Origin of the sequence: Maribacter sp. 2-571, from assembly GCF_050589625.1 — a bacterium.
Taxonomy (GTDB): Bacteria; Bacteroidota; Bacteroidia; order Flavobacteriales; family Flavobacteriaceae; genus Pelagihabitans.
The window spans coordinates 77848-90346 of the sequence record NZ_JBNGOP010000004.1 but is presented as its reverse complement, the minus strand read 5'-3'; the positions used below and the strand labels follow the sequence as shown (position 1 = coordinate 90346).

Here is a 12499-nt window from a genome sequence, read left to right as displayed (position 1 = left end):
AAATAACATGATAAAAAAAATAAGCCTTTTGACACTTATGTTGTTTGCCATTGTAACGGCAGAGGCACAAATTGATGGTGGACTACTATTAGGGTTGGTACAGGCGACCACGGCAGAAATGGCGACCATTACAAACCCTGTGGAAGGATCGTTGATCTATAATTCCGATGAAGAAAAGATGTACCTGAACACAGCTACGGGTTTTACCGCAATCCCTTCTTCCGAAGATGCTTCGGCAAAATTTTATGTCGGGAGTTTCTTGATCAACGCAACGGGCAATGTAATCATATCCGGTCTTCCTTTTCAACCCTCTTCGATCACGTTTACCGCCTACGCCAATATTACCAGTTCGGATATCAATGCCGACAATGGCGGCGACAATAATGACAATACCGCGATCAACGTTCACGGTTCCATGAAAGGGTTTGCCCGAAACGACGGGGCGACCAACGCGCAACAGGTGATTTTTAACGGTGCGAACGGCAACTCCGTAAACGATATTACAAGATATGCTTCCAGCACACATTGTATTGGTTTGCGCTATGCCAATACCAATGGGGACCTTCTGGGACTCACCACGGCAAGCATTTCTAGTTTTAACACCGATGGTTTTACCATTAGCACCGATAATTTTACCAGTGGAATCCTAGTCATTTATGAAGCGTACCGATAAGGACATACCGTGCCAATGGCTTAAAACCAAAGGCTTGTTTTTGCTAGCGTTGCTATCGTTCGCGGGGGCTTGGGCGCAGGAGCCCTTACACAACTTCGGAAACTTCAAAATTCATTCGGAAGGGGCCATTGGGTTCCATAACGACTTTATTAACGATGGTATTTCCGATGACAATAGTGGTCTTGCCGGTTTTTATAATGAAAACGACCTCATCATTTCCGGAGCATTTCGACCTATTTTTGAAGATATGGAGATTGTAGTGACCCAAGACCTGTTTTTGGAAGTAGGTGTTGGAGTGACCAACAATAGCAATTATATAGTAGGCAACGTTTTTACGCCTAGAAGTTTGACCGATATCTCCCACGATTTTATCAATGATGCTTTCTACACGGGCGCAGAAGACAATACCAAGGTAGACGGATATGCCGCAAGCAACGGAAAGCAACGTTTTTTGTTTCCCATTGGCGATGCCGACAAGTTGCGACCGCTAGAGCTGTTTTCAGAAAATACCACCACAAGGGCCAAATGTGCCTATTTTTTGGAAGACCCCAACACGCCATCTACTTTTCCCGTTTCGTTCGACACCGCGCAACGAACGGATATCCTTACCGGCGTCAGCACCTATGAATTTTGGGACTTGGACAGTTCGGAAACCGTTCGTATCGCACTGACCTGGGACAATGCCAGTAATCTCGGTACCTTTATTTCAAGGGTAGCGGACATCCGAATCGTAGGTTGGAATACCCAAAACGGTACTTGGGAGAATTTAGGCGGTAACACTATTACGGGTACTTTGGCCGAGGGGGAACTACGCTCGGATCCTTTTGTACCGGACGACTATTCCGCCATTACCTTTGGTAGCAGTTTGAGTACCGATAGTATCGATCTTGGAAATTATTTGGTAACTCCAGATGGGGATGGGGTAAACGATGTACTCTATTTTGATGCCATATCCCTTTCGCCCAACAATGAACTTCAGATTTTCAACCGATGGGGAAGGCTGGTATATACCGCACAAAATTATGAGAATACCTTTGACGGTAACTCCAATGGAACCGCTATAGTGCGATCCCAAAAAAGATTGCCGGACGGTATTTACTTTTACATTCTAACCTTGAGCGATATTGGCATCAAACATCAAGGGTTTCTTTCATTGAACCAATAAGGAAACGTATGGTCAATTCCCATATATGCTGTCTTTGGTACGATAGTTGAACTTAAGCAAAACAACAACAAGAAAAATAGTAACTTTGGGAATCATCACGTAATTGCTCGGCTAAAAACGACATCATTTTCATCCTTTACCATTGCTATTTAAATTATAAACTATCCAAAAAAAACCATCGATTATGCAAAGAAGGTCATTCATTAAAAAAAGTAGTGCCGCAGGCCTTGCCTTAGCTACCGTACCCCAGATTGCAATGTCACAAGAAGTTTCCTATTCCGTCTTGGAACTAATGGGTAAAACCGACATCGCTCTTTTCGGAAAAGGAATCAACCTCAGGGCGACCGCCCATGATGCCTTTGTAGAAATGAAAAAGGCCGCTTATGAAGATGGGATCGATTTAAAGGTAGTATCCAGTTACCGAAATTTTGAAAGACAGGCCAGCATTTGGGAACGAAAGTTCATTCGGTACACCGATGACGATAACCTGACCCCGATGGCCGCAATCGATAAAATCATCGAATATTCCACCATACCGGGCACGAGCCGTCATCATTGGGGAACGGATATCGACTTGGTAGACGGAAACAAAACCGTAACGGGCGATGTTTTGGTGCCCAGTAAATTTGGTTCAGGCGGACCTTATGAGGATTTCAAAAAATGGATGGACGAACATGCGAATACCTTCGATTTTTATCTGGTGTATACCGATGACGCAAAAAGAAAGGGATTCAAGTTCGAGCCCTGGCACTACAGTTTTGCACCCTTGTCCGTCCCCATGCTTACACAGTTCAGGAAAAAGAATATTTTGACCTTATTGGAACAGGAAGATTTTATCGGGAGCGAACATTTTACCAATGGTTTTCTAACAAACTATATCCAAGACAATATCTTGGATATCAATAAAGAACTTCTGTAAGTCTTTTGTATCTTGAACCCTATCACAATCGGTCAATATGAGAAGAAGTAGTTGGAAAATCCGGATTTTTATAGGCTTGGCCATAGTGGCCTTTGCCTTTGTCAAAAAATGCAATAGCAAAGAGGAGAACCCGTATACCGGTCGCGTACAGACCATTAATATGAGTCCGGAACAAGAAATTGCGATAGGCCTTCAAAGCGCCCCGCAAATGGCGCAGCAACATGGTGGGCTTTATCCCGATGAAAGATTGCAGGCGTTCGTTGACGGTGTGGGAAAGAAACTGGTAAACAGTAGTTTGGCGCGTGACACTCCTTATCAATTCGATTTTCATTTATTGGCCGATGATAAGGCCATTAACGCATTTGCACTTCCCGGAGGACAGTGTTTTATTACCTACGCCCTGTTTTCGCAACTTAACGAAGCCCAATTGGCAGGAGTCATGGGACATGAAATTGGGCACGTTATCGGAAGGCATTCGGCCGAACGTATTGCAGAAAGCGATTTTTGGCGTACGGTAAGCATGGGCGCTTCGGTAGGAGGCGACATGGGAGGGCTCGTAAACGGAATCGGGCAAAACACCTTATTAAAAAACGGGCGTGGCGACGAACTCGAAAGTGACGAACTGGGAGTGCTGTTCATGATTCAGGCAGGTTACGATCCGGAAGAAATGATAACCGTTATGAAAATTTTAAAGGCCGCTGCCGGCCCGAACCGCGTACCGGAATTTCAGAGTACCCACCCCGATCCCGAAAATCGCATCCAAAAAATACGGGAAGCGATCGCAAAATATAAAAAAGCGTAATACTGTTCCATGCTATTCGTCTGATAGCGGATATGAAAACAATCATAAAACTTCCGACCAACTGCGCCGTATTTTCGACGAACAGCATGTTAATTAATTGATAATCACCTATTTTTCTCTCTTTTTTTAGTTACTTTTAACCCGTCCCAAAGACTTATATTGCCTCAGATTTAACCCTTATAGCGTTGTTTAATCTTTTAAATCAAACTATAATGGGAACACTAATACACTTTCGCAACCTGTATGCACAGGCTTTTCAGGATTGCAGACCGCTACTGGCCGTTGTTCTGCTAAAGGTTTATTCCATTTTCGCGGCATTTATGCTGTTTATGGCAGTTTACGCCTTAATGGATCGGGCCATGAACGGCTTTGAATTTTAATAGCTATCGGTGAACTAATACCATTTTAACTTTTAAATGGTTTATGGTGTCGCTTTTACGTAATTGCTTTTGCGAGAACACTGGTAATACGCCGCGCGCCATAAAAGTTTACTGTCGACACGTGTAAAACGGGCGTTATACCAATGGTTCATTTTAATTAGGAATCGGTAGTATTCGCCTGAACGTTACAAGCCATTTCGACGGTAGACGAACCGATATTGAAAAGCCCCCTAAGAACATTATCTTAGGGGGCTTTCGGGTAAATAAACACTAAAGTGTTCTTATACCATTTAAAATGGTATTACATTTTTGATTCCAATACCGCCAAAACATCCGTCGCCTTGGAAAGTTCCGCATGTTTTTTAATCGTCCATCCCTTGTCACACTTTTGGCCGAGATCGGCCCCATTTTCAATCAGTAATTGAAGTATTTCAACCTTATTGAAACGGGCGGCAAAAATGGCAGGTGTCATCCCTAAAGATTTTTGGTTTACATCTTCCCCAAGTGCGATCAACCGTTTAACCGTTGCGGTATCTCCTTGCACTATCGCCTTACAAAAAGAATTGATCTTAACGGAACAAACCGCCAATGGTTGCGTTTCGGACGAAGATTCATTGGCATTTGCCATAAGTGAACCAGTCAACATTGTCATTAGGGCCATGCCCAAGCATACTGCTGTTTTTCTCATAATAATTGATTTAGACCTATCATAAGATAGGCTGATTGATGAATTTGTTTCCTTACTATATATAAAGACTGCTTTATTTCTTTTTTGTTTCACCAAAACTGTTAATTGACTCAATATTAACATAATGGTCCGCATACTTCGTTTCCCTTTATACCATTTCAAAGTTAAAATGGTATTATATGAAAGCTTCTTGAATGGTTGTTTTAAATCGGTTCAAAAGTTCCCCTTTACGGTACTGGTTTCGTCTTTTTTGCTCTAATAACCCTACCATGAAGTTTAAAAAGTCTTTTCTGGCTTTTAAAGCTGTTTAATTACTGATTTTTGCTTCAATCCAAATAGTCCAAAGAAGTGCTATGCATTTCTGTGGCTCACGCAGGTAAAAAGCGATGGACAATTAGTTGAATAACTTCGGAAAGAGGGCTACATTTGAAGCTGTTTAAATTTGATAGCATGAACAAAAAAGTTGTACTGATGATTTTGGACGGTTGGGGAAAATCTCCGGACCCTTCCGTTTCGGCCATTGCACAGGCCCACACTCCTTTTATAGACAGTCTTTATAAAGAATACCCCAATGCCAATCTGCTCACCGATGGAATGAACGTAGGGTTGCCCGAGGGCCAGATGGGAAATAGTGAAGTGGGGCATATGAACCTTGGTGCCGGTAGGATCGTGTATCAGGACCTTGCCAAGATAAATTTGGCCGTAAAAGAAAACACCTTAAAGGACGAAGCGGTACTTCAAACCGCATTTGCCTATGCTAAAGAAAACCGCAAACCGGTACATTTTTTGGGTCTCGTCAGCGATGGGGGCGTTCACAGTCATATTGAACATCTGAAAGGGTTGATACAGGCGGGAGACGATTTTGGTGTACCTGAAATGTTCATACATGCCTTTACCGATGGTAGGGACGTAGATCCAAAAAGCGGAAAAGGTTTTTTGGATACGGTAGCGGCTTTTTGTGAAGGCAAAAATGCCAAGCTTGCCTCGGTTATCGGAAGGTATTACGCTATGGACCGTGATCAGCGCTGGGAACGGGTGAAGCTGGCCTATGACCTGTTGGTAAACGGCGTAGGCGCTAAATCGACCAACATTTCGGAAACCATAGCACAAAGCTATAACGACAAGATTACCGATGAGTTCATAAAACCCATTGTTGCGGCCGATAACGAGGGGAACGCCCTAGCCACCATAAATGAAGGGGATGTGGTCATCTTTTTTAATTTTAGGACCGATCGGGGCCGAGAACTTACACAGATGCTCAACCAGGCGGAGTTTCCCGAGCAGGGAACCAAACCCCTACTCTTACATTACGTTACACTGACCAATTACGACGAATCGTTCAAAGGGGTACATGTGGTTTACAACAAAGATAATATTACCGCCACCCTTGGTGAAGTTTTGGCCAAGGCCGGAAAAAAACAGATCCGTATTGCGGAAACGGAAAAGTACCCGCATGTTACCTTTTTCTTTAACGGAGGACGGGAAACGCCGTTTGAAGGGGAACAACGCCTTTTATGCCCCTCCCCAAAGGTAGCTACCTATGACCTACAGCCGGAAATGAGTGCCTATGACATTCGGGACGCCATTATTCCCGAACTGCAAAAAGGGGCTACCGATTTTGTATGCTTGAACTTTGCCAATCCCGATATGGTAGGCCATACCGGTGATATGAAAGCTGCCGTAAAGGCCTGCGAAGTAGTGGACGATTGCGCGAAGGCCGTTATTACCGCGGGGCTTGAAAATGGTTACAGCACCATTGTTATCGCCGATCACGGCAATTGCGATACCATGGTCAATCCCGATGGAAGCCCCAATACGGCCCATACCACCAATCCCGTACCACTGATACTGGTAGATCGGGAACTGACCAAGATAGCCGATGGGGTGTTGGGCGACATTGCACCGACCATTTTGGCGTTGTTGGGCATCGCACAACCGGAGGAAATGACACAAAAATCGTTGGTATGACCCTTGGTCGAAATCTTTACCTTTGTGTCCTATGATAAAAATTAAAACGCCGGAACAAATCGCCCTAATGCGTGAAAGTGCCTTGGTGGTCTCCAAGACTTTGGGCATGCTTGCAGCCGAAATCAAACCTGGGGTGACCGCACTGTATTTGGACAAGCTCGCGGAAGAATTTATTCGCGAGCAGGGAGCCGAACCTGGATTTTTGGGAATGTACGACTTTCCCAATACCCTGAACATGAGCCCCAATGCCCAAGTGGTACACGGCATTCCCAACAAAGAGCCCCTTAAGGACGGGGACATTATTTCCGTCGATTGCGGATCCTTAAAAAACGGCTATTATGGTGATCACGCCTATACGTTCGAAGTAGGCGAAGTTGCCGAAGAAACCAAAAAACTATTGCGGGTCGCCAAAGAGTCGCTCTACCTGGGCATCCGGCAATTCAGGGTAGGAAATCGCGTTGGCGATGTTGCCTATGCCATTCAAGACCACTGCGAAAGCAACGGCTACGGTGTAGTTCGGGAATTGGTGGGACATGGCCTTGGAACCAAATTGCACGAAGGTCCGGAAATGCCAAATTACGGCAAACGCGGTAGGGGGAAAAAATTTGCCGAAGGAATGGTCGTTGCCATAGAGCCTATGATCAATATGGGAACCCGCCGCATCAAACAACTGAAGGACGGTTGGACCATTTTGACGGCCGACGGAAAGCCAAGTGCCCATTTTGAGCATGATGTGGCTATCGTGAACGGAAAACCCGAACTGCTGTCCACTTTTCAATATATATACGATGCTTTGGGCATTCAAAGCGACGAAGAGGACGAATTTAGAAGCTCCTGATCGACGGACCCGAGCGGAACAATCCCACGAAGCGTGTCAAAACTATTCAGCTTTATTTTAAACCGTATTCCAAGGCCCTTACTCATTCGCCTTAGCTATTGGGTGCGCCCGATCTTTGCGCTCTACTATCGGGGCAATACCTACACCGACCCGATCGATGGGAAGAGGTTCCGTAAATTTTTACCCTATGGTTACGAACGTCCGCGAGCGAACGTTCTTTCGCCCTCCACGCTCTCCCTGGAACGCCATCGCCTGCTTTGGCTTTATTTAAAACAAGAAACACCGTTTTTTACCGATAAACTCAAAGTGTTGCATTTTGCTCCGGAACAGGCGTTCTACAAACGTTTTCGAAAATTGCCCAATCTGGAGTACACCACCACAGATTTGCTATCGCCATTGGCCGACGTAAAGGCCGATATTTGCGACCTCCCCTTTGAGGACAATAGCTTCGACCTTATCCTTTGCAATCACGTTTTGGAACATATACCTGACGATAGGAAGGCCATGCAGGAACTGTTCCGGGTATTACGGCCCGGTGGATGGGGCGTTTTTCAAATCCCACAGGATTTGACAAGGGAGAAAACCTTTGAGGACGATAGCATTACCGATAAAAAGGAACGGGCCATGATTTTTGGGCAATACGATCATGTTCGTGTTTACGGAAGGGATTATTTTGACACCTTACGTTCGGTAGGGTTTACCGTATCGGAAATCGATTATACCGATCAACTTTCAGCTGCCGATGTAGAACGTTACCGATTGGCCAAGGGCGAGATCATTCCCGTTGTTCGAAAGTAAGGCCGATCAAAACTAGTCCGTTACCACCAACTCCCGAAATCCGTCGGTCATATATTCCTTGGTAACGCCCCTTTCCAAATAAACGATATAAGCCTCTAAGTCGTTCTGTCGGGAAATGAGCGACAATGCATCGTCAAGGTCCATGGCCATAAAAGCCGTCGCATAGGCGTCCGCTGTAGCACAATCAGCGGCCAAAACGGTAGCGGCAAGAGTGTTCGCACTTTTGGTAAAACCCGTTTTCGGGTCTACGGTATGCACATACTTTTTTCCGGTAAGCGTATCGACCCGAAATTTTCGATAGTTTCCTGAAGATGCCAGGGCCCTATCGGTAAGGCGCAACAACAGTTTTAATTTTCTGCCCTCTTCCACCTGCGGGTCGTCCACACCGACCGTCCACGGTTTCTTCTTCACCTTGTTCGTTCCTTTTGCGACCAGTTCACCGCCTACCTCCAACAAATAGTCGGCAATGCCCCTTTGGTCCATTAAAAGGGCCAAACGATCTATAGCGTACCCCTTAGCGATCGCATTGAAATCAAAATACACATTGGGATGCGCCTTTTCTACCGTACCCATTTCCGTGAGGCCTACCTTATCAAAGCCTACGTACTGCAACAGGCTATCCACCCGAACGCTATCCATAACAACGGCTTTACCAGGGCCAAATCCCCAGGCGTTGACCAAAACCCCTACCGTGGGGTCAAAATAGCCATCGGTGTTTTGGTGGATTTCTTTGGAAAGGCGAAAAACCTCCTTGAACATGGTATCGACCACCACGGTGGTATCCCCGGCGTTTATCTTTGAAATATCGGAATCGGGGATGTAGGTGGACAACGATCGGTTGACTACTTCGAAAACAGAATCGATAGCGGTCTGAAAATCCAAGGTTCTATCGGACTGGTAAATGATGCTATAAGAGGTCCCCAAAGCTCCTCCGGTAGCTTCATTTTGAACTATAGGCTTTTCCGCAGGTGCACATCCCGTAACGCTCCAAAGAAGACACCAAACAAAGAAGTACATAAGAAAGCGACCGAAACCCGCTCTTTTCCGATAGGGCCTATTTAAAGAGGAGCAAGCGGCATTAAATTGGTATGAGTCCATCATAGTCGACAATATATTCTTCGTTCAAATATACGGGAAGTTCGTAATCCGTAGCATTTACCAGCCCAACAGGAGCGAAATAGGTATCCGCTTCAAATTTTAGGGCATGCTCCTTCATTTTTAAAAGATCGCCACGGTATAGCTCAATATCCTTTGGATCTCCAGGGTACGCGATACTCTTCACCACTACAAAGTGCAATTTTTTATCGCGCAAACAAACAAACTGCGGATTCTTTTTCAGTTCGCTGTTTACCGCCATAAACTCGAAACCGTCCTCTTCTAGGCGGTGACCCACGATGTTCATGGCCAAATTATGTAATTCCTGATCGGTCAGCGCCTTCATGTTCACAAGATTCATCAAAAAAACCGATAGTGGACTATCGGCTTTAATGTTTTAATTCATTCCATTTGGAGCACCCATATAGGTACTTCCCATGTGTAAAGGGATGGTATTACCCTCCAAAATCGTCAAATCGGATATGTTCGTCGGGAATACCGAAATCTTCTCCCATTTTTTGAACGGCCTTGTTCATCAATGGTGGTCCGCAGAAGTATAGTTCAATATCCTCTGGCGACTCGTGATGGTTCAAGTAATTATCGATAACACAATTGTGTATGAACCCTACAAAGCCATCCCCCTCGTCATTAATGTCCTTTTTCACCTTCCAATTGTCCTCTTCCAACGGTTCGGAAAGCGCCAAATAAAATTTGAAGTTCGGGAAACTGTTCTCCAACTGTTTAAAATGGTCGATATAAAATAGCTCCCGCTTTGAACGACCTCCATACCAATAGGTCACTTTTCTATCGGTCTTCAATGTTTTAAAAAGGTGGTACAGATGAGATCGCATAGGTGCCATTCCCGCTCCCCCACCTACGTAAAGCATTTCGGAATCGGATTCGTTGATAAAGAATTCACCGTAAGGTCCTGAAATGACCACATCATCCCCTTCCTTTAAGGAGAAGATATAGGACGAGGCAACACCTGGATTTACGTCCATCCAACCGTTTTTAGATCGATCCCAAGGCGGGGTGGCAATACGTACATTGAGCATGATCTCACGTCCCTCCGCAGGGAAAGAGGCCATAGAATACGCCCGCTCTACCGTTTCCGGATTTTTCATTGTCAACGGCCAAAGATTGAACTTGTCCCATTCCGCCTGAAATTTATCAGGGGTATCGTGTTCTTCCGGATGCGCAGTAATGTCGATATCGGCATATTTTATTTCGCATGGCGGTATTTCGATCTGGATGTATCCGCCCGCTTTATAACCCATATCCTCAGGAATTTCAACTACAAATTCCTTGATAAAAGAGGCTACGTTATAGTTCCTTACGACTTTTGCGTCCCATTTCTTTATACCGAAAACCTCCTCGGGTATGGTGATCTCCATATCCTGTTTTACCTTTACCTGACATGCCAAGCGTGCACCGTGCTGTAATTCTTTTCGTGAAAAGTGCGGTGTTTCGGTAGGCAACGCCTCTCCTCCACCGGCAAGCACGTGACACTCACATTGGATACAGGTACCGCCACCACCGCAGGCCGATGGCAAGAATACTTTCTGATTTCCCAAAGTGGACAACAAGGTACCTCCGGAGGCCACCTCTATTTTCTTTTCCCCGTTGATGGTCAATGTAACCGGACCGGATGGGGATAATTTTTCCTTTGTGAACAATAATAAGGATACCAATAATAGAACCAGCACCAAAAAGGCAACGACGGTTATTAGAATGGTACCACCAGTACTTGTAGCTAGAATCATCGTTATTTGTGTATTACTTCGTTATAGGAAACTACTTTTTCATCTTCCTCGATTTCTTTTTTGATCAGGGGTTTTTCCTCGGTTTTGTCGGCTGTCGTAGCTGGCGTACCATCCTCGGGCGGCTCGTTGTCACCGGTAAGCATCCCTCCAAAACTCTGGAACCCGATTCCCATTAAACCGGTGATGATGAACGTAATTCCCAACCCTCTCAATGGTGCCGGCACATTGGAATACCTGATTTTCTCCCGTATCGCGGCGATGGCCAAAATAGCCAAAAACCAACCGATACCGGAACTTATTCCATAGTTAAGTGCCAAGCCCAAGGTAGGGATATCACGTGCCTGCATAAAAAGCGAACCGCCCAAAATGGCACAGTTCACCGCGATAAGCGGCAAAAAGATACCTAAGGAATTGTAAAGGGACGGTGAAAACTTTTCCACTACGATCTCCACCAACTGTACCATGGTGGCAATAGTGGCGATAAACAGGATAAAGGATAAAAAACCAAGATTGTAATCCGCATATTCAGGTCCTAACCAGGCCAAGGCCCCATCGCGCAGCAAGTACTGATCCAACAACCAGTTCAAGGGCACGGTGACCGCCAATACGAAAATTACGGCGGCACCAAGGCCTACAGCGGTAGCTACTTTTTTAGAGACCGCCAAATAAGAACACATTCCCAAGAACACGGCGAACACCATGTTATCGATAAAAATGGACTTAAAAAATAATTCTAAATGCTCTAACATAGTTCTTTTATTTATGCTTCTTCGATCAAGGCAGGGTTACGGGAACGTTGTACCCAAATAAGGACACCTACGACGATCAAGGCCGCCGGTGGTATGATCATAAATCCGTTGTTCTCATATCCAAAAGCGTATAGTCCGGTTTTTGCGATAGGATCGCCCAGTACCGGAAAACCGAACAAGGTACCGGAACCCAACAACTCCCTAAAAAATCCGATGATAATCAAGATAACCCCATATCCCAAGGCGTTACCGATACCATCTAGAAAAGAACGCCATACGCCGTTCCCGAGAGCAAAGGCCTCAAAACGTCCCATGATGATACAGTTGGTGATAATCAGGCCCACGAATACGGATAGTGTTTTACTCAACTCATAGGCGAACGCCTTTAACACTTGGTCCACTACGATGACCAAGGTGGCCACAACGATCAATTGTGCAATGATTCTGATTTTTGAGGGTATTACATTACGCATCAAGGAAATTACAATGTTTCCCAGACCCATCACGAAAATTACGGAAACCGCCATTACGCAAGAAGCTTGCAGTTCGGCGGTAATCGCCAAAGCCGAACAGATACCCAATACCTGAATGGTAATCGGATTGTTGTCCGCCAACGGGTCCAATATTAAGTTCGTATCTTTTTTTGAAAGTAAAGCCATTG

14 protein-coding genes are annotated in these 12499 nt (G+C 45.2%); 8 read left to right on the top strand and 6 right to left on the bottom strand.

All coding sequences use genetic code 11. The features are described 5' to 3' along the window. Positions 1 to 7: 7 nt before the first annotated feature. From ACRD7P_RS04320 to ACRD7P_RS04300, 5 genes are all read left to right on the top strand, one after another. Positions 8 to 673 carry a hypothetical protein gene (locus ACRD7P_RS04320; RefSeq protein WP_430906276.1) on the top strand — a complete coding sequence of 222 codons (666 nt, stop codon included), beginning with the start codon at positions 8 to 10 and terminating at the stop codon, positions 671 to 673. Further along, a complete protein-coding gene (locus ACRD7P_RS04315) occupies positions 657 to 1838 on the top strand; it encodes a gliding motility-associated C-terminal domain-containing protein (RefSeq protein ID WP_430906274.1) in 1182 nt (393 codons plus the stop codon). Before ACRD7P_RS04320 ends, ACRD7P_RS04315 begins: the two co-directional genes overlap by 17 nt. A gap of 184 nt (positions 1839 to 2022) precedes the next feature. After that, positions 2023 to 2757 carry a M15 family metallopeptidase gene (locus ACRD7P_RS04310; RefSeq protein ID WP_430906273.1) on the top strand — a complete coding sequence of 245 codons (735 nt, stop codon included), beginning with the start codon at positions 2023 to 2025 and terminating at the stop codon, positions 2755 to 2757. Positions 2758 to 2794: 37 nt separating this feature from the next. Continuing rightward, a complete protein-coding gene (locus ACRD7P_RS04305; protein WP_430906272.1) occupies positions 2795 to 3559 on the top strand; it encodes a M48 family metalloprotease in 765 nt (254 codons plus the stop codon). 212 nt (positions 3560 to 3771) lie between these two features. Further along, positions 3772 to 3939: a DUF6747 family protein gene (locus tag ACRD7P_RS04300; protein WP_430906271.1), complete on the top strand. Its 168-nt coding sequence runs from the start codon at positions 3772 to 3774 to the stop codon at positions 3937 to 3939. A gap of 301 nt (positions 3940 to 4240) precedes the next feature. On the opposite strand, the gene ACRD7P_RS04295 is transcribed toward ACRD7P_RS04300, so the two are convergent. Beyond that, positions 4241 to 4627, bottom strand: coding sequence for an ankyrin repeat domain-containing protein (locus tag ACRD7P_RS04295; protein ID WP_430906270.1), 387 nt, complete (start codon positions 4625 to 4627; stop codon positions 4241 to 4243). A gap of 450 nt (positions 4628 to 5077) precedes the next feature. On the opposite strand from ACRD7P_RS04295, the gene gpmI reads away from it, so the two are divergent. Genes gpmI through ACRD7P_RS04280 form a run of 3 tightly spaced genes read left to right on the top strand, consistent with a single transcriptional unit; the run spans position 5078 to position 8231 of the window. Next, positions 5078 to 6595: a 2,3-bisphosphoglycerate-independent phosphoglycerate mutase gene (gene gpmI, locus ACRD7P_RS04290; protein ID WP_430906269.1), complete on the top strand. Its 1518-nt coding sequence runs from the start codon at positions 5078 to 5080 to the stop codon at positions 6593 to 6595. Between the two features lie 31 nt (positions 6596 to 6626). Next, entirely contained in the window at positions 6627 to 7433 is an 807-nt protein-coding gene (gene map / locus ACRD7P_RS04285; protein WP_430906268.1) for a type I methionyl aminopeptidase, read from the top strand. Positions 7434 to 7466: 33 nt separating this feature from the next. Next, a complete protein-coding gene (locus ACRD7P_RS04280) occupies positions 7467 to 8231 on the top strand; it encodes a class I SAM-dependent methyltransferase (protein ID WP_430906267.1) in 765 nt (254 codons plus the stop codon). A 12-nt stretch (positions 8232 to 8243) separates the two neighbouring features. Here ACRD7P_RS04280 and ACRD7P_RS04275 read toward each other — a convergent pair whose 3' ends face one another. From ACRD7P_RS04275 to ACRD7P_RS04255, 5 genes are all read right to left on the bottom strand, one after another. Next, positions 8244 to 9332, bottom strand: a complete 1089-nt coding sequence (locus ACRD7P_RS04275) for an FAD:protein FMN transferase (RefSeq protein ID WP_430906266.1) — start codon at positions 9330 to 9332, stop codon at positions 8244 to 8246. After that, entirely contained in the window at positions 9310 to 9687 is a 378-nt protein-coding gene (locus tag ACRD7P_RS04270) for a Na(+)-translocating NADH-quinone reductase subunit F (RefSeq protein WP_430906265.1), read from the bottom strand. The genes ACRD7P_RS04275 and ACRD7P_RS04270 overlap by 23 nt, the downstream gene beginning before the upstream one ends. Before the next feature lie 94 nt (positions 9688 to 9781). Continuing rightward, on the bottom strand, positions 9782 to 11089 hold the full coding sequence (nqrF, locus tag ACRD7P_RS04265) for an NADH:ubiquinone reductase (Na(+)-transporting) subunit F (RefSeq protein ID WP_430906264.1): 1308 nt from the start codon (positions 11087 to 11089) through the stop codon (positions 9782 to 9784). A gap of 2 nt (positions 11090 to 11091) precedes the next feature. After that, a complete protein-coding gene (gene nqrE / locus ACRD7P_RS04260) occupies positions 11092 to 11838 on the bottom strand; it encodes an NADH:ubiquinone reductase (Na(+)-transporting) subunit E (protein ID WP_430906263.1) in 747 nt (248 codons plus the stop codon). An 11-nt stretch (positions 11839 to 11849) separates the two neighbouring features. Continuing rightward, on the bottom strand, positions 11850 to 12497 hold the full coding sequence (locus ACRD7P_RS04255) for an NADH:ubiquinone reductase (Na(+)-transporting) subunit D (RefSeq protein ID WP_430906262.1): 648 nt from the start codon (positions 12495 to 12497) through the stop codon (positions 11850 to 11852). Between the last annotated feature and the right edge of the window lie 2 nt (positions 12498 to 12499).